General features: G+C 51.3%; 18 protein-coding genes. 14 read left to right on the forward strand and 4 right to left on the reverse strand.

Annotated elements, in window-relative coordinates; translation table 11 throughout:
- Window positions 1-3: 3 nt before the first annotated feature.
- The 12 genes from J6J28_RS02895 (at window position 4) to J6J28_RS02950 (ending at window position 11,164) form a co-directional block, all read left to right on the forward strand.
- On the forward strand, window positions 4-348 hold the full coding sequence (locus J6J28_RS02895; protein ID WP_301719821.1) for a BolA/IbaG family iron-sulfur metabolism protein: 345 nt from the start codon (window positions 4-6) through the stop codon (window positions 346-348).
- A 105-nt stretch (window positions 349-453) separates the two neighbouring features.
- The gene (fabV, locus tag J6J28_RS02900; protein WP_301719822.1) at window positions 454-1,635 is read left to right on the forward strand and encodes an enoyl-ACP reductase FabV; all 1,182 of its coding nucleotides are present in this window, start codon (window positions 454-456) and stop codon (window positions 1,633-1,635) included.
- A gap of 257 nt (window positions 1,636-1,892) precedes the next feature.
- A complete protein-coding gene (locus tag J6J28_RS02905) occupies window positions 1,893-3,236 on the forward strand; it encodes a Na(+)-translocating NADH-quinone reductase subunit A (protein WP_301719824.1) in 1,344 nt (447 codons plus the stop codon).
- Window positions 3,237-3,238: 2 nt separating this feature from the next.
- Window positions 3,239-4,435 (forward strand): NADH:ubiquinone reductase (Na(+)-transporting) subunit B, encoded by a 1,197-nt coding sequence (locus tag J6J28_RS02910; protein WP_301719825.1) that lies wholly within the window; start codon window positions 3,239-3,241, stop codon window positions 4,433-4,435.
- On the forward strand, window positions 4,428-5,219 hold the full coding sequence (locus J6J28_RS02915; protein ID WP_301719826.1) for a Na(+)-translocating NADH-quinone reductase subunit C: 792 nt from the start codon (window positions 4,428-4,430) through the stop codon (window positions 5,217-5,219). The genes J6J28_RS02910 and J6J28_RS02915 overlap by 8 nt, the downstream gene beginning before the upstream one ends.
- On the forward strand, window positions 5,212-5,847 hold the full coding sequence (locus J6J28_RS02920) for an NADH:ubiquinone reductase (Na(+)-transporting) subunit D (protein ID WP_301719827.1): 636 nt from the start codon (window positions 5,212-5,214) through the stop codon (window positions 5,845-5,847). Before J6J28_RS02915 ends, J6J28_RS02920 begins: the two co-directional genes overlap by 8 nt.
- A 10-nt stretch (window positions 5,848-5,857) precedes the next feature.
- The gene (gene nqrE, locus J6J28_RS02925; RefSeq protein WP_301719828.1) at window positions 5,858-6,466 is read left to right on the forward strand and encodes an NADH:ubiquinone reductase (Na(+)-transporting) subunit E; all 609 of its coding nucleotides are present in this window, start codon (window positions 5,858-5,860) and stop codon (window positions 6,464-6,466) included.
- A gap of 60 nt (window positions 6,467-6,526) precedes the next feature.
- Complete coding sequence (gene nqrF / locus J6J28_RS02930) at window positions 6,527-7,753, forward strand: NADH:ubiquinone reductase (Na(+)-transporting) subunit F (protein WP_301720789.1); 1,227 nt, start codon at window positions 6,527-6,529, stop codon at window positions 7,751-7,753.
- Window positions 7,754-7,770: 17 nt separating this feature from the next.
- Window positions 7,771-8,787 (forward strand): FAD:protein FMN transferase, encoded by a 1,017-nt coding sequence (locus J6J28_RS02935; RefSeq protein ID WP_301719829.1) that lies wholly within the window; start codon window positions 7,771-7,773, stop codon window positions 8,785-8,787.
- A 13-nt stretch (window positions 8,788-8,800) separates the two neighbouring features.
- Window positions 8,801-9,013 carry a (Na+)-NQR maturation NqrM gene (gene nqrM / locus J6J28_RS02940; protein WP_301719830.1) on the forward strand — a complete coding sequence of 71 codons (213 nt, stop codon included), beginning with the start codon at window positions 8,801-8,803 and terminating at the stop codon, window positions 9,011-9,013.
- 39 nt (window positions 9,014-9,052) lie between these two features.
- The gene (locus J6J28_RS02945; RefSeq protein WP_301719831.1) at window positions 9,053-10,849 is read left to right on the forward strand and encodes an aminotransferase class V-fold PLP-dependent enzyme; all 1,797 of its coding nucleotides are present in this window, start codon (window positions 9,053-9,055) and stop codon (window positions 10,847-10,849) included.
- Between the two features lie 9 nt (window positions 10,850-10,858).
- On the forward strand, window positions 10,859-11,164 hold the full coding sequence (locus tag J6J28_RS02950; protein WP_301719832.1) for a rhodanese-like domain-containing protein: 306 nt from the start codon (window positions 10,859-10,861) through the stop codon (window positions 11,162-11,164).
- Here the strand turns inward: J6J28_RS02950 and J6J28_RS02955 are convergent.
- The 4 genes from J6J28_RS02955 to J6J28_RS02970 form a co-directional block, all read right to left on the reverse strand.
- A complete protein-coding gene (locus J6J28_RS02955; protein ID WP_301719833.1) occupies window positions 11,124-12,161 on the reverse strand; it encodes a WD40/YVTN/BNR-like repeat-containing protein in 1,038 nt (345 codons plus the stop codon). The genes J6J28_RS02950 and J6J28_RS02955 overlap by 41 nt on opposite strands.
- Window positions 12,162-12,237: 76 nt before the next feature.
- Window positions 12,238-14,487, reverse strand: a complete 2,250-nt coding sequence (locus tag J6J28_RS02960; protein WP_301719834.1) for a heavy metal translocating P-type ATPase — start codon at window positions 14,485-14,487, stop codon at window positions 12,238-12,240.
- Window positions 14,488-14,525: 38 nt separating this feature from the next.
- On the reverse strand, window positions 14,526-14,813 hold the full coding sequence (locus tag J6J28_RS02965) for a metal-sensitive transcriptional regulator (protein WP_301719835.1): 288 nt from the start codon (window positions 14,811-14,813) through the stop codon (window positions 14,526-14,528).
- 103 nt (window positions 14,814-14,916) lie between these two features.
- Complete coding sequence (locus J6J28_RS02970; protein ID WP_301719836.1) at window positions 14,917-15,663, reverse strand: YciK family oxidoreductase; 747 nt, start codon at window positions 15,661-15,663, stop codon at window positions 14,917-14,919.
- 237 nt (window positions 15,664-15,900) lie between these two features.
- Here J6J28_RS02970 and J6J28_RS02975 point away from each other — a divergent pair, with 237 nt between their 5' ends.
- Window positions 15,901-18,291, forward strand: coding sequence for a VolA/Pla-1 family phospholipase (locus J6J28_RS02975; RefSeq protein WP_301719837.1), 2,391 nt, complete (start codon window positions 15,901-15,903; stop codon window positions 18,289-18,291).
- 91 nt (window positions 18,292-18,382) lie between these two features.
- Window positions 18,383-19,372 carry a protease SohB gene (gene sohB / locus J6J28_RS02980; protein ID WP_301719838.1) on the forward strand — a complete coding sequence of 330 codons (990 nt, stop codon included), beginning with the start codon at window positions 18,383-18,385 and terminating at the stop codon, window positions 19,370-19,372.
- Window positions 19,373-19,377 lie beyond the last annotated feature (5 nt).

Raw genomic sequence — 19,377 nt, forward strand, 5'->3', positions numbered from 1 at the left:
CTTATGCCAGAGCAATCTACGTTAACGCCGGATACAGCTAGCTTCATCGAGCGACAGCTCAACGAAGGCCTACCTGTCACCTATCTGCAAGTGACCAATGAGAGTCATTTGCACGGCACCCCAACGGACGATTCCCATTTTAAGGTGGTCATCGTCAGCGACGCCTTCAGCGGACAACGTCTACTGCAGCGCCATCGCACGATTAATAAACTCTTAAGTGCGGCGTTGGCCGGGCCCGTGCATGCACTGGCATTGCACACCTATACCTCCGCTGAGTGGGAAAACCTTCGCCAGGTCCCGGGTTCACCGGCCTGTCGCGGCGGTAGTAAAGTTGGTGCAAGCTCATGACCTCTTTGTAGAAAGACTAAACTAATCAGATGTGTTTTACGCCAGCTGTCGGTTAAACTACAGGTACAGTGAGACCTAAAGCGAGACAAGGAACAGGACAATATTATGGTTATTAAGCCAAAGATTCGTGGATTTATCTGTACAAATGCGCACCCGGTGGGCTGTGCTAAGCATGTGCAGGAACAGATCGACTACGTGAAGCGCAAAGGCGAGATTGCAGGCGCGCCAAAGCGCGTGCTGGTGATTGGCTCATCAACGGGTTACGGCCTTGCCTCGCGCATTACCGCCGCTTTCGGCGCTGGCGCGAAGACCCTGGGCGTATGCTTCGAGAAAGAACCGACCGAACGTAAAACTGCCACTGCTGGCTGGTACAACACAGCAGCCTTTCATGATGCTGCGCATGAAGAGGGTTTGTACGCAGACACCATTAATGGCGATGCCTTCTCCGACGAAGTGAAAGCGCAAGCCATCGAAAAAATTAAAGCCAATATGGGCAAAGTTGATCTGGTGATCTACAGCCTGGCGTCGCCTAAGCGTAAAGACCCCGATACTGGTGAAGTTTACAGTTCAACATTGAAGCCCGTGGGTAAAGCCTATACGACCAAGACCTACGACACGGACAAGGACGAAGTGAAGGAAATCACCCTTGAGCCGGCCACTGAAGAAGAAATTGAAAACACCGTTAAAGTGATGGGTGGCGAAGACTGGGAACGTTGGCTGAAATTCTTGGCAGACGCCGATGTTCTAGCCGACAATGCGAAAACCACAGCTTACACCTACATTGGTAAAGAATTGACCTGGCCTATCTATGGTCATGCCACCATCGGTAAAGCGAAAGAAGACCTGGACCGCGCGGCGACAGCGATTCGCGGCGAGCACCGCGAGCTCAATGTGGAAGCCTATGTTTCATCCTTAAAGGCGTTGGTGACCCAGGCCAGCTCGGCAATTCCGGTTATGCCACTCTATATCTCGCTTATTTATCGTGTCATGAAAGACGAAGGTACCCACGAAGGCTGTATTGAGCAGATTTATGGCTTATTCAGCGAGGGGCTATACGGCGATGAGCCGATCCTCGATGGAGCCGGGCGCATGCGTATGGATGGCAAGGAAACCAATGAAGAAACTCAGGCTAAAGTGAAAGAGCTCTGGGATAAAGTGAACCAGGATAACTTCCATGAGTTGGCAGATTACGAAGAGTATCACTCTGACTTTCTGAAACTATTTGGATTTGGTATGGCGGGCGTTGACTATGATGCCGATGTCGATCCGCAAGTGGACTGGTCTTGATTCAGGCTCAGTTACGTATCACTTCATAAACTGGTTTTAGTACCTCAAAAATGTGCCGTGTAAGGTGGTAACGCACGGCACAAAAGTGCTAAAATGCCCGCCCTAGGTGACTATGTATAAAATTCGTTCAGTGCAGTGAGTTCTCGGCTCGCCCTAGCTTATTGCGCTAACTATATGATTTATCAGGTTTCAGGGGGCTGCTTGAGCAGCGTTACTGAAGAAAGATTCATCTTCCCTAACGAGTAGTGCAAACGCGTATGATTACGATCAAGAAAGGGCTGGATATCCCGATCGCCGGGGCTCCCCAGCAAACTATCGAAGATGGTGAGTCCATCACCACCGTTGCCGTTCTGGGTGAAGAGTATGTGGGTATGCGCCCAACCATGCATGTCAAGGTTGAGGATCGCGTAAAAAAAGGCCAGGTACTTTTCGAAGACAAAAAAAACCCAGGGGTTAAATTCACTGCACCAGCAGCTGGCGTTGTTAAAGACGTACTGCGTGGCGCCAAGCGTGTCTTGCAAGCTGTTGTCATCGAAATCGATGGTGACGAGCAAGAAACCTTTGCGAAATACGAAAGCAAAGAGCTGGCTAACCTTGACCGGGAAAAAGTTGTCGAACAATTAAACAACTCAGGTCAATGGGTTGCCTTACGCACCCGCCCATTCAGCCGCTCGCCAGAGCTTGATGCTGAACCCGTGGCTATTTTTGTCAATGCAATGGACTCAAATCCGTTAGCTGGTGATCCCGCCGTCATTATTGCGGAAGAGCAGCAAGCCTTTGTTGATGGTTTGAAAGTGCTGAGCAATCTGACTAAAGGCAAGGTTTATGTGACCAAGGCTGCCGATGCGAAAGTAGAAACCGGCGATGCTGAGGTTCAGGTCGAAAGCTTTAAAGGTCCGCACCCAGCAGGCTTGGTCGGAACGCACATTCATTTCCTGGAACCGGTCAGCGTCAAACGACAGGTTTGGCACATTACTTATCAGGACGCGATTGCTTACGGTAAATTGTTCACCACCGGTGAAATTTACACCGGGCGCGTTGTTGCCGTGGGTGGCCCTAGCGTGAAAAATCCACGCTTACTGCGTACCCAAATGGGGGCAAACCTGAAGGAGCTCACCAAGGGCGAGCTTGCTGATGGTAAGCAACGCATTGTTTCTGGTTCAATTCTCAACGGCCATAAGGTCGATGATGCCCATCAGTGGTTAGGCCGCTTCCACATGCAAGTGAGCGTGCTGCCTGAGGGTGATGAGAAAGAATTCCTTGGTTGGATTAAACCTGGTGTCGATCAACACTCAGTGACGCGTGCTTTTGCCGGTCATTTGCTGCCGAAAAAATTGTTCACCATGACCACTTCAACTCATGGTTCAGACCGCGCAATGGTGCCTATCGGCAACTATGAGCGCATCATGCCGTTGGATATTCTTCCAACGATTCTGTTACGCGACTTGCTGTCAGGTGATACCGACGAAGCTCAGCAATTGGGCTGTCTGGAGCTAGACGAAGAAGACTTGGCGCTATGTACCTATGTTTGCCCAGGTAAATATGAGTACGGCCCGGTGCTGCGTAACGTGTTGACCACGATTCAGAAAGAAGAGGTCTAATCATGGGCTTAAAAAATTATCTTGAGCGGATTGAGCCGGACTTTGAAAAAGGCGGCAAATATGAGAAGTGGTATGCCCTGTATGAAGCCGTGGCAACTATTCTCTATACGCCTGGTAAGGTCACTAAAAATTCGACCCACGTAAAAGACAATGTTGATCTGAAACGCATCATGATTTTGGTGTGGATGATGACTTTCCCGGCGATGTTCTGGGGCATGTACAACGTGGGTAACCAGGCAGCGATGGCGTTAGCCACTGGCTATGAGCTTTCCGATGCCTGGCAGGTTGGCCTGTTCCATCTTCTTGGCGGTGATTTCGCTGATGCAGGCTGGGGTACCAAAATGTGGTATGGCGCCTGCTTCTTTGTTCCTATTTACGCCACGACCTTTATCGTTGGTGGTTTCTGGGAAGTGCTCTTTGCAACAGTGCGTAAGCACGAAGTTAACGAAGGGTTCTTCGTGACCTCAGTGCTGTTTGCGCTGATCTTGCCAGCAACCATTCCGTTATGGCAGGTGGCTCTGGGTATCACCTTTGGTGTGGTCATCGGTAAGGAAATCTTTGGCGGCACGGGTCGTAACTTCCTTAACCCGGCATTGACCGGTCGGGCGTTCCTTTATTTTGCGTTCCCGGCACAGATTTCGGGCGACAAAGTCTGGACCGCGGTCGATGGTTTTTCCGGCGCAACCCCACTTGGTCGGGCTGCGGTAGGTGAAAACTACTTCGATAACATGGACATGTGGTGGGATGCTTTCCTCGGCAACATTCAAGGCTCCGTAGGTGAAGTATCAACGCTGATGATCCTGATTGGTGGTCTGGCACTGATTTATTTCCGCATTGCGTCCTGGCGGATTGTCTCAGGCGTGTTTGTGGGTATGGTGGCGCTGTCGCTGCTGTTCAATGTGATTGGTAGTGAAACCAATGCTATGTTCCAGATGCCTTGGCACTGGCACTTAGTTGTTGGTGGTTTTGCCTTTGGTATGATGTTTATGGCGACAGATCCGGTCTCGGCATCTTTTACCAACCGCGCGAAATTTTTCTATGGCTTTTTGATTGGCGCCATGACTGTACTCATCCGTGTGGTGAACCCTGCTTATCCAGAGGGCATCATGTTGGCGATTCTGTTCGCGAACGTATTTGCTCCGCTGTTTGACCACTTTGTTGTACAGGCGAACATTAAACGGAGGTTAGCTCGTGGCTGATAAGAAAAACGAATCGTTAAGTAAAACATTACTCGTTGTCGTCATCCTCTGTTTGGTTTGCGCCGTTGTCGTGTCTGGTGCAGCTGTGGGCTTAAAGCCTATTCAACAGAAGAATGCAGCGTTAGATATGCAGCGTAACGTACTTGACGCCGCTGGCTTGCTGCAGCCGGATACCAGCGTCGTTGAACTCTTTAACCAGCGGGTTGAGACCAAGTTGATTAACTTGAACACCCTGGAAGTGGTTGAACAAGCCAACGACCTGGGGCCGGTGAACTACGATCCCATCGCGGCTGCGAATAAGCCTGAATGGAGCACCAAACTCGATAAGAGCGAGGACATCGCAGGTATCGGCGCGCGTGAAGACGTAACCAAGGTTTATTTCATCAATAATGAGCAAGGTGAACTGCAGACCTTAGTGCTTTACATCCGTGGTTACGGACTGTGGGGTACCATGTATGGTCTGATCGCTTTGCAACCGGACTTGTCGACTGTTCGTAGTGTGAACTTTTACGAGCATAGTGAGACACCAGGTTTAGGTGGTGAAATTCAAAACCCTAAATGGGTGGCCCAGTGGGAAGGTAAACAAATCTACGGCGACAATTATGAAGAAGTGCAGTTCGACGTGATGAAGAACCCAGCCCAGGAAAACCATGATATCGATGCATTATCAGGTGCCACACTGACCAGTAATGGTGTTGAATATCTGGTTGATTACTGGTTTAGCGACAAGGCTTATGGCCCACTTTTAGACAAAATTCGCAAGGGGGAGCTGAACAATGGCTAGTAGTGCAAAAGAAATGAAAGAAGTCCTGTTTGGACCGATTTTTGCGAACAACCCTATTGCCCTGCAGATCCTTGGTATTTGTTCGGCATTGGCAGTTACGTCGAAGATGGAAAATACCGTGGTCATGTGTATCGCACTGACCATGGTTACAGCATTCTCGAACTTGTTTATCTCAATGATTCGGAATCATATTCCATCAAGCGTGCGCATTATCGTGCAAATGACGATTATCGCGAGTCTGGTTATCGTTGTTGACCAGATACTTCGTGCCTATGCCTACAGCATCGCTAAAGAGCTCTCGGTCTTCGTTGGTTTGATTATTACCAACTGTATCGTTATGGGACGCGCGGAAGCTTTCGCGATGAAGAGCTCGCCAGGCCTTTCGTTCCTCGATGGTATCGGTAACGGTCTGGGTTACTCGGTGGTATTGCTGTTTGTCGGCTTTATCCGTGAGCTATTTGGTTCAGGTAGCCTGTTCGGTACGCAAATCTTCGCTCTGGCTTCAGAGGGTGGCTGGTATCAACCGGTCGGATTCCTGTTGTTCCCGCCAAGCGCGTTCTTTGTTATTGGCGCGTTCATCTGGATACTGCGTACTTTCCGTCCAGAACAAGTAGAGCCAAAGGATTAAGGAGCCGATCATGGAAGCTTATGTAAGTTTATTTATAAAATCGGTATTCATCGAAAACCTTGCCCTGATGTTTTTCCTGGGGATGTGTACGTTCCTGGCAGTATCGAAAAAAGTAAGCACTGCTTTTGGTCTGGGCGTTGCCGTCATCGTGGTGTTAGGTATCTCGGTACCGGTAAACAATATTATTTATCACAACATTCTGGCCCCAGGCGCTTTGAGCTGGGCTGGATTTCCAGATGCGGACCTTAGTTTCCTGCGCTTCCTGGCGTTCATCGGGGTAATTGCAGCTTTGGTTCAGATCCTGGAAATGGCGTTGGATAAATACGTGCCTGTTCTCTACAACGCACTAGGTATTTTCTTGCCGTTGATCACCGTAAACTGCGCCATCTTCGGTGGTGTTTCTTTCATGGTTGAGCGTGACTATAACTTCGGCGAAAGTGTCGTTTACGGTATTGGTAGTGGTGTAGGTTGGGCGCTGGCGATTGTTGCTTTGGCAGCTGTGCGCGAGAAACTGAAATACTCTGACGTTCCTGATGGCTTACGTGGCCTGGGTATTACCTTTATTTCAGTGGGTCTGATCGGATTGGGCTTTATGTCATTCTCTGGCGTATCCCTGTAACAGCACCAGTAACACTAGCAACGGATAATTAAGAGGTACGAGTCGATGCAAGGGCAAGAATTGACATTAATAGCGCTCGGCGTAGGCATGTTTACCCTAATCGTATTGATTTTGGTTGCGATCATTATGTTCGCTAAATCAAAGTTAGTACCCCAGGGTGATGTCGAGATTTTGATTAACGAAGATGAAGACAAGAAAATTACCACGCAGCCAGGCACCAAGTTATTAGGCGCTTTGGCGAATGCGGGTATCTTCGTATCGTCTGCCTGTGGTGGTGGTGGTTCATGTGGCCAGTGCACCGTGAAAGTTACTGAGGGCGGTGGTGATATTCTGCCGACCGAGCGTGACCACATCAACAAGAAAGAAGCGCGTGAAGGCGTACGTCTGTCTTGTCAGGTGAACATTAAGCAAAACATGAAGATCGAACTTCCTGAGGAAGTCTTCGGTATTCGTAAGTGGGACTGTAAAGTGAAGTCGAACGATAACGTGGCGACCTTCATTAAAGAGTTTGTGGTGCAGTTGCCAGAAGGAGAGGACGTACCTTTCCGCGCAGGGGGCTACATCCAGATCGAAGCTCCACCGCATCACATTCGCTATAAAGATTTCGACATCGAAGAGAAATTCCGTGGCGATTGGGAACGGTTTGGTTTCTTTGATATCGAATCCAAGGTTGATGAAGAAGTTGTGCGTGCTTACTCGATGGCGAACTACCCGGATGAGAAAGGCATCATCATGTTGAACGTGCGTTGTGCAACACCGCCGCCGAACGACCTGAGCCTGCCAGCAGGTAAAATGTCATCTTATATCTTTAGCTTACGTCCGGGTGACAAAGTCACTATTTCTGGTCCGTTTGGTGAGTTCTTCGCCAAAGAAACCGAGGCGGAAATGGTCTTTGTTGGTGGTGGTGCTGGTATGGCGCCAATGCGTTCGCATATCTTTGACCAGCTCCGTCGTATTAACACCGATCGTAAGATCAGCTTCTGGTACGGTGCACGTTCGAAGAAAGAAATGTTCTACGTTGAAGACTTCGATATGTTGCAACGTGAGAATGACAACTTTGAATGGCATGTGGCACTTTCTGATCCGCAGCCGGAAGATGATTGGGATGGCGATACTGGTTTTATTCATAATGTTCTTTACGAGCGTTATCTGAAAGATCACGAAGCGCCTGAAGATTGTGAATTCTACATGTGTGGTCCACCGGTAATGAATGCCGCAGTGATTAACTTGCTCAAGGATCTGGGCGTGGAAGACGAAAATATCATGCTGGATGACTTCGGCGGATAAAAAGGTGGATAAGTAAGGTGAATCAATCATCATTACGTCTAATTTGGCTAGCCCTGGTAGGGCTAGCCTTTTTCGTTTCTTGTAGCCATGCGCCGCAGCAGGTCGCGGTGTCTGGCGATACTATGGGTACGACCTACCATATTCGCTATGTCTCGGCGAATCCCCGGCATGATGCGGAGAAAGTGAAAGAACGGGTCGATGGCCTGCTCGAGCAGATCAACAGTCAAATGTCGACCTATGATCCGCAGTCAGAGCTATCCCTGTTTAATAAAAAGCAAACGACTGAGCCGGTGGTGATCTCACGTTCACTGGAACAGGTGGTGCGCCGCTCGTTAGAGATCGCGGAGCAAACTGACGGTCTGCTGGACGTGACTGTAGGTCCAATTGTTAACTTATGGAGCTTTGGTCCTGAACAACGGCCTGAGCGGGTGCCTTCTGATGAAGAGCTTGCCACTGCGCTGGCGCAGACGGGTTATCAACACTTAACGGTTGAAAATCATCAATTGCAAAAACATGTTCCCGGCCTCTACGTTGACCTGTCAACTATTGCCAAAGGTTATGCCGTGGACCGGGTCGCGCGCTTACTCGAGCAGATGGAGATCCAGAACTACCTGGTTGAGATCGGTGGTGAGATGATCATGAAAGGTAGCAAGCCTGGCAATCAACCGTGGCGAATCGCCATCGAACGGCCGGAAAGCACCCAGCGAGCTGCCCAACGTATCATTGAGCCTGGTAATAATGCCGTGGCAACATCTGGCGACTATCGTAATTACTTTGAACAGAATGGGATTCGGTACTCCCATATTATCGATCCACGTACGGGCCGTCCGGTACAGCATAATCTCGTCTCGGTGACGGTGGTGACCGACAGCTGTATGGATGCCGACGCCTACGCGACTGCGCTGACGGTGATGGGACCAGAAGCAGCTTTGGCTTTTGCTGAAGCCCAGCAACTGGCGGTGATGTTGATCGCACGTGAAAACGGCGAGTTTAAAGAGTACACTAGTACAGCGTTCAAACCTTTTTTGCAGTAACTCAGGAGGTCGCATGGGGTTATTTTTATTAGTTTTCGGCATCTTTTTAGTTGTGGTGTTGGCCATGTCGGTTGGGTTTATTGTACAACGCAAAACCATCTCAGGTAGTTGCGGCGGTATTGCCAGCCTTGGCATGGACAAAGCTTGCGATTGTGATGAGCCTTGTGATGATAAAAAAGCGCGCATGGCAAAAGAACAAGAGTGGCAAAAAAACCGAATCAACTAAGTGCACAATTACTAAAAATCCAACACTAAAGTGGTGATTATGGTCACGCCAGTACACATACGTCCGAAAGATGATGAAATTTATCTTGATTGCAATGCAACTACGCCCGTGTTGCCGCAAATTTCGCGTGCCGTATCGCATACCATGGAACAGGTGTTTGGTAACCCTAGCAGCAGCCATATTACCGGTTTGCAGGCACGTTACATCCTGGATAATGCGCGTCGCTTAGGTTGTGAGGTGATTGGCGCCGAACGCGGGCAGCTGGTTTTTACCAGTGGCGCAACAGAAGGCATTCAGACCGCTGTGCTGTCTGCGCTGACCGCAGTGCGGAAGCAGGGCCAGGTTACCGCCGGAAAGTACCTTCTCTACGGTGCGACGGAGCACAAAGCCGTTCCTCAGGCTCTTGCTCACTGGAACGAGTTACTAGGGACAAAGGCTGAGTTAAAAGCGATTCCAGTCGATCGAAATGGCTTACTGGATCTTGATTTTATCGCTCAGCACTTGCCACACGCCTTGATGATTTCAACCATGGCGGTAAATAATGAGACCGGCGTTCGTCAAGATTTAGCGACGCTTGAAAAGGTCATTCGCCAACATGCACCAGGCGTTCCCTGGATGGTCGACTGTGTACAGATGCTTGGTAAAGGGCAGTTACAGCTGGCGCAAACCAGCATCGACTATGCGCCATTCAGCGGTCACAAGCTTTACGGACCGAAAGGGATTGGCTTTTTATATGTACGCGAACATGCTGCCTTTACGCCACTCATCATCGGTGGTGGCCAGGAGCAGGGCTTCCGTTCAGGCACTGAAAACCTGCCGGGTATAGCGGCCATGCACACTTTGTTTGAGTTGTTGCTTGACCGTGAGCAGCAAGTCTTTAAGCCGGTAGCGACCCTGGGGGCGTATCGTGAGCAATTGCTGGCAGCTTTGCGCACTGCATTTCCGACCCTGGAACTGAATCATGCGTTTGAATACTCAGTGCCAACAACCCTGAACTTTTCCGTAAGAGGCGTACCTTCGCGCGATATTATGGACGTCTTTGACGCCGCCAATATTCGCGTAAGCTCCGGCTCGGCCTGCAGTTCAAAAGTCACCCGCAGCTACGTACTGGACGCCATGGGCCTTGATGACTGGCGTTCGCAGTCGGCGATTCGGTTGTCCTTTGGTCCGGCCACGGAGCAGGCGACCGTTGACGCGGCTTGTGCGCGGATTGAAGAAGCTGCGCAAGCACTGCGGCATTCCTGTTTACTACTGAGTGATACCAATGAAGACTTCGACAGTGAGCTGGACGGTGTCGTGCAGCTGCGCTTCGATGCTCAATGCTGCTATCTGGTGATCGACCGCTCTGCACGTGAAATGGCCGTTATCGACCCCATCCCGCAACTTGCTGACCGGATAGAGAAATTAGTAGCGTGTCAGCACTATCGTGTAAAAGCTGTAGTGACCACAGAGCCACAAGGCGATGACAGTACTGCAGCCATGCTGGCACAGTTGCTGTGTGCCAGTGGCTGCGATGCTGAACGCGATAACGTCGGCTGGCCATTAGCTGCTCAGGCCGATTGCTCCACGCCGGTCGATTGCGATGTGCCCACGGACGGTTGTTTACTGGTCGGCAATCGGCGCTTGTACCGGGTCGGTAGCCGGCAGCCGGTGTATCTATTGAGCTCACCGATTGAACCCACCGCTGGCGCGCGAGTGGACTTTGCCTTTGTCGGCGAGCAAGCGGCACCGCAGGTGCTGGAAAGCGTGTTAGGTGAGCATACTTTGGTCTGTCGGAAGTGGGATGATGACTTCGCCATTGCCTCTCAATTGCGCGAATTAAAAGGGGAAGGGTAGCCCTGCCAGTTGGTCAATATTGCGCCCGAACAGCAGCAGGAATGGTTGCGCCGGCCGGAAACACTGGTACTTGACGTGCGTGAGCAACAAGAACATCAGGTCACCCCACTGCAATTACCAGCGCAAGTCATGAACGTGCCGCTGACCCGTCTCGTACAGTTTCTTTATGACCACCGGGAAGACTTCAAAAACCGGCCTATCATCTGCTTATGCCGCTCAGGCAATCGCAGTGCAGTGGCGGCACAAGTTCTGACCCGGTTCGGCTTTTGTAATGTTAGTCACGTGTCTGGGGGGATGGCGTTACTGGCAAGCTAAGCTTGCCCGTGTAGCCTTCTTTCCCGACGAAGTAACAGGCATCAACATTACAGGCTGAATTCCAGATGTTGGCATCGCTGAGAGGCAGCCAGTTGTTGCTGTCGACCGAGGGCAACAGGGCTGCGCCCGACGGATTGCTGACAATCAGCTGTTTATCTCGCGTTACTGTGAGGCTATAAAGTGCGCCGCTAAGGGGCGGCTCGGCCAAGGGTGTAAAACTATCGTCTTTGTACTCGACGATGCGCGGACGGCGCTCTGCATGCTTCAGGTCACCTCCCACCATGAGCACGTGATCTTCAGCGAATGGCCAGACGCTGGCGATTCCGGCACCGGGACCCGCAGGTAGAGGTGTTTCTATAGCTTTAAAGCGGATACCAAAACTGCGTTTAACAAGTAAGCGTGCGGTTGCAGCATTCGCGGTGCCAATCGCCCAGGCATTTTTGCCATAACGCACACAACCGCCACTGGCAGCAAGGCCGCCTTCAGCACTAAGTGGCGGGCTACCTACGGCATTGCTTGACGACAGCCAGTTTCGGCCATCAGTAGAGCGCAACAGATCCCACTTGCCATCGATACTATCGCCAAAGCCCCAAACTTCATTCGTTTCTGGAGCTATGGCAAAGCAATTTAGAAATTGGTTGCCACCGGCGCGGTAACGCAGCTGCCAGCTGTCGCCACCATTGTTGGTGTAATAAATGCGCGAATTGCCATTCTTGCCAATGCTCAAGGCAAAGGCATGTTGATCATCTAGGCCTTCAATATCGCGAAACTCCAGGGTTGAGTTGGAGGGGGTGCTGTAATTCCAGGTTTGCCCGGCATCAACGCTGCGCGCGATGGTGGCCTTACTACCGCTGATCCAGACCACATCAGGACTAGGCGTGCTGACTCCTATCCAGTGCACGTCCGGGCGGGTCGGAAGTCTTTCTAGCTCTATTGCCGTGGCACTGGTTAACATCGTTGCGGCGAGTGTACTGGCGATCATAATACTTGCGAGCATAAAGCACCCAAAATTGCGAATTGACCCTCCTAAGATAAACTAAGCATGGCAGAGCCACAATGCTTGTCATCGTTTGTCATTGCACACTCGATAGTTTTACCCTTTGCAACCGCAGCGCATTGAGTACGACTGACACCGAACTTAGCGCCATGGCGCCGCCTGCCAGCCAAGGTGCAAGCAGACCTGCTGCAGCAATGGGAATACCTAACGTGTTATAAGCGAAGGCCCAGAATAAATTTTGTCGAATATTACGCAGTGTGAGTTCACTCATCTCAATGGCATGGACCAGGGTCTGCAGATCAGCGCGTAACAACGCAATATCTGCTGTTTCAATAGCCACGTCAGTGCCCGAGCCCATCGCCACGCCAACATCCGCTACCGCCAGCGCAGGAGCATCGTTAACACCATCTCCGACCATGGCCACGCGCCTGCCTTCAGCTTGTAGTTGCTTAATTTGCCTGGCTTTGTCTTCAGGTAAGACTTCAGCTATGACCTCGTCAATGCCCAGTTGCTCAGCGATCGCTTGTGCCGTCTGTCGGTTATCACCGGTCAGCATGATTAATTTGAGGCCGCGCTGGCGCAGCAGCTGTAATGCGTTTTTACTTGTCTCGCGCAAGGTATCTGCAACCGCGACATAGGCGACCAGTTGCTGGTTGACGGCAACGGCCATCACCGTTTTACCTTGCTGTTGCAGCTCCTGAAAGCGCTGTTCCGCAGCGGGGCTGATGACAGTATCGTGCTCTTTTAGTAGCCGCAGCGTACCGATCAGAACCTGCTGCGTGTGCTCCACATCACCGTCCAGCCCGATAATAGTGGCGCTGACGCCTTTACCATGTAATGCAGAAAATTCTTTCACCTTGGGCGTTGTAGCAGATTCAGTGAGACTTTCAGTGCCGCGAACAATAGCCTGCGCCAAAGGATGGGCGGATTGCTTCTCGACAGCCAGTAACAAGCCAGCGATAGCTGACTTGGATAAGGTCTCACTCAGCAGCTCAAAATCCGTCAGCTTAGGCTTACCTTCGGTCAGGGTGCCGGTTTTATCGAACACAATGGTGTCGATGGTATGCGTCATTTCCAGTACAGCGCTTTGTTTGAACAGTACGCCTGCCTGGGCGGCGCGTCCTGAACCCGCCATAATGGAAGTAGGGGTGGCCAGGCCTAACGCACAAGGACAGGCAATAACCAGCACCGCAACGGTGGACTCGAACGCCTGTCGCCAGTCACCCGGGGCTAGCAAGAAGAACCAGATCAGGCAGGTCAGCAAGGCAATGACGAGGACGACAGGAACAAATATACCAGCGACTTTATCCGCTAAGCGTTGAATTGGCGCTTTCGAAGTTTGCGCCTGCTCAACCACTTTAACAATTTTAGCCAATGCAGTATCGGCGCCAGTTTGTTTGACCTGCACCCGGATAAAACCGGTGGTGTTCAAGGTACCGCCAATCACTTTGTCGCCGGCCGATTTACTGACAGGCATACTCTCACCCGTCAACATAGACTCATCAATGGCACTTGACCCACTGATAACTTCACCATCAATGGGCACATTCTGTCCTGGCTGAACCTGCACAATGTCACCGACCTGAAGATCAGCAACAGCAACCTGTTTGGTGCTATCAGCATCTTGCTCTAGCAGGGCTTTGGCTGGTTGTAACTCGAGCAGCTGGCGAATTGCATTTGAAGAGCGGCCTTTGGCCCGGGCTTCAAACCACTTCCCTAACACAATCAGAGTAATCAGTACGGCACTGGTTTCAAAGTAGAGGCCGTCATGACGTTGGAAAGTGTCGTCGAACCAGGCCAGATAGATGCTGTAAAAGTATGCCGCGGAGGTTCCTAATGCGACCAGAACGTCCATATTCGCCGCGCCACCGCGCAAGGCATGGTAACTGCCGCGATAGAACTGCCAGCCGATGACAAATTGCACCGGCGTGGCCAGCATGAGCTGTAGCCAGGGGGACATCAGCAGGTCGGGTACCGGTACCCCTTCAGTCCAGCTGAAATGCCCGAACATGGTGTATAAAAGTGGCAGAGACAGGAGGGCAGCGATAATAAACTTAACTAGTTGTCGCTGCTGTGCCTGTGCTTGCGGGTCACTCGTTGCCGGTTGGCTATGGTCTATCGCTTGCGCATCGTAGCCAGCCGCTTTTACGGCGGCAGTGAGTTTCTGCCCATCGAGTTCGGTGCCCTTTACAGCAGCGATTTCGGTGGCAAAGTTGACGTGGACCTCATCAACCCCATTGACCTCACTGAGCGCACGCTCGATGCTTTTCGCGCAACCGGCGCAACTCATGCCACTGAGCTGTAATTGCATAGTCTGTTGTTTCATCGCGTCACCTGTCGGTAGCTTCGTTGATGGATGGGGCTTCAGCGTTTTAGCAGTCGTTCAATGGTGGTATCAAGCTCGGTGAGTACCGAGTCATCACCGGCATTTAAGCGTGCTTTGACACAAGTCTGCATATGCTGACTCAGGAGTTTTTTGGCGACGCCATTCAACGCCGATTGCACGGATGCCAGTTGCATTAGAACGTCATCACAGTAGGTATCGTTCTCAATAAGCTTTTGCAGTCCACGGACCTGCCCCTCAATGCGCTTGAGGCGCTGGGCCAGATTAGTTTTTAATGCGTCAGGATGCGGTGTGGCTGTTGTTTTCATTTAGGGTGCCTCGAAAACGGTCAATTGATTAAGGGTTAAAGTATACCCCCGTACCCTATATGTCAACTAGAAAAAGCCCCGACCGAAGCCGAGGCGATGAATGCTATTGAGCGTCTAAAGATTGACCGTTGACGTCGAGACTGGCGTCGCTCATCAAATATAAGTAGGTTGGCATAAGATCTGCTGGTGTTTTTAGCTTCATCGGGTCTTCGCCAGGGTAGGCGCGTGAGCGCATGCTGGTGCGCGTTGCGCCGGGGTTGATAACATTAACGCGAACGTTGCTGCCTTCGTATTCATCCGCCATGACCTGTGCTAAACCTTCTGTAGCAAACTTACTCACTGCGTAAGGCCCCCAGAACGCACGACCTTTACGACCCACACCGGAGGAGGTGAAGACAATCGAGGCATGAGGTGCTTTTTTCAGTACCGGCATCAGAGCTTGGGTCATCATAAACTGCGCGGTGACATTGACCTGCAAAACATCGTTCCAGCTGCCATGGTCGATGTGCTCGAAGGGGGACAGGACACCTAGCAAACTGGCATTTTGTAATAACCCGTCAAGACGACCAAATTGCTCTTCGATAGTCGCGCACAGCCCCTGGTAATGAGTCTTAGTCGCGCCTTTCATATCAAGTGGGACAATCGCCGGCTGCGGGCCCCCTGCGGCCAGTATAGCGTCATAGACAAGCTCCAGCTTGCTGACCGTGCGACCGAGTAAAATAACCGTGGCACCGGCATCGGCGAAGGTCATAGCCGCTTCCTTGCCAATACCATCTCCGGCACCGGTGACTAAGATTACTTTTCCTTCCAGGTTATAATTTGCTACTTTGTCTTTATGTATGTCTGTCATTTCGGCTTACACTTGCTGTGAATGTTGTGTCTCAGTTTACTGTTTTTTGTCGGGATTCTCAGCTACTGGCGAGAAATTCTTGAAAAATACTTTTATCTTAGGCGTCAGCGGTGTATAAAATTTTGTTAAGTGTGCGTCTTGTCCTACCAGTTATAAAAGGCGATGATAGGCGAGATAAACAAAAGCATCTACAGGTGCTCAAAACATAACAACACGAACAAGGATTGGGGAAGCCTCATGAAAAAACTCTTGCTTGTAACGGCCATTGCTAGTGCCTTTACCTTAGCTGGTTGCGGTAGTGGCGAAGAAGCACCACCTTCAGCAACAACAGAATTCCAAGTCAACGCGACTCGCGCAGTATTCGACCCGAGTAATGGTGCAATTCCAGTACCTTCAAATATTTTGTTGAGTGGTAGTGTCGATGGCACCTTGAACATCCCGGTGGCTGACCCATCAGACAACAGCAACCCGCAAGTCGCTCTGAACGGCCTTGATGGCTGGGGCACACACTCGACGCTGACCTTCAGTTTCTCGTTGCCACTGGACGAAAATGGCAACACCATCGAAGTTGACGCTGCCACCCTGGAAGCAGCGGGTAGTGTACGTTTATTCGAAACCATCATGGGCGGCAGTGCAGTCAGCCCTGATTGTGCAGCAGCAAGCCCGGCGGCAACTTGTGCCGTGGCCGGTGAACTGACGCATGGTGTTGACTTCATCGTGCGCGCTACCGGCCCGGCTGGCGTCGCGGTTATCCCATTGCGTCCGTTAAAGGCTAAAACCGGCTACGTGGCAGTGCTCACCACCAATATTCAGGACACTATGGGACGCGATGTGAAACCATCGCAAACCTATGGTCTGATGAAACGTGATGCTGATACCAATCCAGTTTCCGGGGATGCTTCGGCAGTAGGCTTGCAACGTCTGATCAACAGCCATGAAGATGCGCTTGTTGCAGCAGGTGTTGACCGTAGTGAAATTATTTTGACTTCAAGTTTCACCACCCAGTCGATTACAGATGTCTTCGGTGCAATTAAAGGGTTGATGGCACAGCAGTTCTCACAAGGCGGCGGGCCAGCATTGATGGCACAGCCGACCGGCATGACTGTGGGTGACGTACTGGTGGCTTCAGGGCGCCTGGAAGCGAACCCACAAGACCCGGCGTACTTAGCCGCAGCATCTGCGCAGTTGTATCAGGGCCAGGTCACCTTGCCTTATTACTCAGCTGTGCCGACGGCGGAAAACCCGCAGGCCCCGTTAAACGGTCGCTGGCGCGCAATGTGTGATAGTCCGGCGTCGATTTTAGGTGCGGTACAAGCGGGTGCGTTACCCGCCGGGGCGATTGATCCTCTTGCATTTGAAGATCCAACGCGTCTGTTACCACCCTACAATTGTTACGATTTCCCAGGCATCGATGAAGAACGTCATCTGACCAAGTTCAACCCGGTACCAGCAACAACTGCTGCCGTTGATGTTCCTGCGATTGTTACTGTTCCTGATGTTGATACTGCGAATATGGTACGTGCTGCACAGGGTCTTGCGCCAATCTCTGAGCCGGCAAACGGCTGGCCAGTGGTGATTTTCCAGCATGGTATTACCGGTGAGAAAACAAATGCCTTTGGTATCGCCGGAACGTTGTCGGTGATGGGCTTTGCTTCTGTGGCGATTGACCACCCATTACACGGTGATCGTGGCTACGGTCCAATCAACGCGACCACAGGTAGTGCGACTGCGTACATGAACCTTGGCAGTCTGTTGACGGCCCGGGACAACCTGCGTCAGTCAATTTCCGACTTGTTGGGCCTGCGTTTAAGTCTTAACGCTGCGATGGGCGCTCCACTGAATGGTCAGGACGTGTTCTTCATTGGTCACTCATTGGGTGCGATTGCAGGTACAGGCTTTACAGCTCTGGCGAATGAGCCTATGTCAGGCGCTCTGGCGCCAGCTTCAGGCTTATTTAAAGTCAACGCGACCTCCTTAATGGCGCCGGGTGCCAGCATTGCGAACTTCTTGTTAGCGTCGCCGTCATTTGGTCCTGTTGTGAAGAGCCAGTTGCTCTATGCAGCAAATGAAGACTTTGCTGCAGCTGTGAACAGCGCCGCGCAACAAGCAGGTGTTGCACCGACTTCGCCGCAGTTCCAGGGCTTATTAATTCAAGTGTATCAGCAGTTCTGGGCAAGTCTGTCAGCAGCGGAACAAGCTGAAGTTAATAGTGTATTCGAGCAGTTTGCCTTCGCCGCTCAAGCGGTGGTTGATTCTGCAGACCCTATTAATTATGCAGCTCAGGTCGTCGCGAACGACAGCCCGATTCACCTGATGGAAGTCGTCGGTAATGGTGCTGATGTATTGCCTGACCAGGTCATCCCTAACGCTGTTCAGGGTAAACCTCTGGCAGGAACTGAGCCGCTGATTAGTGCATTACAGTTGCCTGCGATCACGCAAACCACTGCAAGTACGGACGGGTCAACGGTGTCCGGTGCGGTGCGCTTCATTGCTGGTGACCATGGTTCAATTGTGGATCCATCCGCTTCAGCTGCAGCCACCATGGAAATGCAGCTGCAGGCAGCTGGCTGGTTTAGCACCGATGCAACCGCAATTCCGGTGACCAACACTGCAGTGATCAAGCAATAACCTGTATAATTAGTCTCATGAGTTGCAAAAGGGCCGCTTGTCGGCCCTTTTTTATACGGCAAACCAAAGTGAGTTCCCAGACGAGGATATTATGGAGTTTATACTAGAAATAGCGGACTTCGTGGTGAAAGCTGCCATTATTCTGATGGTGGTGATGTTGATTGTTGCCATCATAAGTAATGCGGCCCAGCGGCAGCGACGACAAGACGGAGAGTTACAGGTCAGGAATCTGTCGCGAGATCTGCGTGACAGCGCTCAGACCATCAGCTTGGAAACCTTAGGCAAGAAACAGCGTAAGCAGGCGCAAAAGCAAGCACGCAAAGCAGAGAAAAACGAACAAGCTGCCGAGCAACGCGTGTTCGTGATTGACTTCAAGGGAAGCTTAGACGCGCATGAGGTCGACAATCTGCAGCGCGAGGTTAACGCCGTGGTAGGTGCAGCCAAGGCTGGTGACACCGTGTTTGTGCGGCTAGAGAGCCCTGGCGGCGTAGTCCACGGCTACGGTCTTGGTGCAGCGCAACTGCAACGCCTGCGTGATGCTGAACTTGAGCTTGTTATTGGTGTCGATAAAGTAGCAGCCAGTGGTGGTTACATGATGGCGGCGGTGGCGGATAAAGTTATTGCTGCACCTTTTGCTATCATTGGTTCTATCGGTGTGGTTGCACAATTACCAAACTTTCATCGCTGGCTGAAAAAACACGATGTTGATTTTGAAACCGTGACCGCTGGCGATTATAAACGCACCTTAACGGTATTTGGTGAGAACACGGATGCTGGGCGACGTAAGTTTAAAGAAGATTTGGAGCAAATCCACGCTCAGTTTAAGAACCATATCGTTCAGTACCGGCCCAAAGTTGACCTTGATCAGGTCGCAACGGGGGAGTACTGGACCGCAGAAAAAGCCTTAGAAATGGATCTGGTTGATGAAATTTGTACCACCGACAGCTGGTTGCTGGCACGCTGCAAGGACCATGGTATTTACCACATCCGCTATTACGAGAAACGCCCGCTTGGTGAACGGATCGGAAAGAACGTTACTGCCGTACTAACCAGTATTCGGGAGTTTTTAACAAAGTCGTAAACTGG

This window comes from Pseudidiomarina terrestris (genome assembly GCF_030466375.1).
GTDB classification, from domain to species: Bacteria; Pseudomonadota; Gammaproteobacteria; order Enterobacterales; family Alteromonadaceae; genus Pseudidiomarina; species Pseudidiomarina terrestris.

What these genes read in the sequence shown, in the direction of transcription:
- nqrM (WP_301719830.1), top strand. Translation starts at nt 8,801, where the DNA reads ATGGGGTTATTTTTATTAGTTTTCGGCATCTTTTTAGTTGTGGTGTTG.
- J6J28_RS02970 (WP_301719836.1), bottom strand. Translation starts at nt 15,663, where the DNA reads ATGACAGACATACATAAAGACAAAGTAGCAAATTATAACCTGGAAGGA.
- J6J28_RS02895 (WP_301719821.1), top strand. Translation starts at nt 4, where the DNA reads ATGCCAGAGCAATCTACGTTAACGCCGGATACAGCTAGCTTCATCGAG.
- sohB (WP_301719838.1), top strand. Translation starts at nt 18,383, where the DNA reads ATGGAGTTTATACTAGAAATAGCGGACTTCGTGGTGAAAGCTGCCATT.
- J6J28_RS02965 (WP_301719835.1), bottom strand. Translation starts at nt 14,813, where the DNA reads ATGAAAACAACAGCCACACCGCATCCTGACGCATTAAAAACTAATCTG.
- J6J28_RS02905 (WP_301719824.1), top strand. Translation starts at nt 1,893, where the DNA reads ATGATTACGATCAAGAAAGGGCTGGATATCCCGATCGCCGGGGCTCCC.
- J6J28_RS02960 (WP_301719834.1), bottom strand. Translation starts at nt 14,487, where the DNA reads ATGAAACAACAGACTATGCAATTACAGCTCAGTGGCATGAGTTGCGCC.
- J6J28_RS02910 (WP_301719825.1), top strand. Translation starts at nt 3,239, where the DNA reads ATGGGCTTAAAAAATTATCTTGAGCGGATTGAGCCGGACTTTGAAAAA.
- nqrE (WP_301719828.1), top strand. Translation starts at nt 5,858, where the DNA reads ATGGAAGCTTATGTAAGTTTATTTATAAAATCGGTATTCATCGAAAAC.
- fabV (WP_301719822.1), top strand. Translation starts at nt 454, where the DNA reads ATGGTTATTAAGCCAAAGATTCGTGGATTTATCTGTACAAATGCGCAC.
- J6J28_RS02920 (WP_301719827.1), top strand. Translation starts at nt 5,212, where the DNA reads ATGGCTAGTAGTGCAAAAGAAATGAAAGAAGTCCTGTTTGGACCGATT.
- J6J28_RS02975 (WP_301719837.1), top strand. Translation starts at nt 15,901, where the DNA reads ATGAAAAAACTCTTGCTTGTAACGGCCATTGCTAGTGCCTTTACCTTA.
- J6J28_RS02955 (WP_301719833.1), bottom strand. Translation starts at nt 12,161, where the DNA reads ATGCTCGCAAGTATTATGATCGCCAGTACACTCGCCGCAACGATGTTA.
- J6J28_RS02945 (WP_301719831.1), top strand. Translation starts at nt 9,053, where the DNA reads ATGGTCACGCCAGTACACATACGTCCGAAAGATGATGAAATTTATCTT.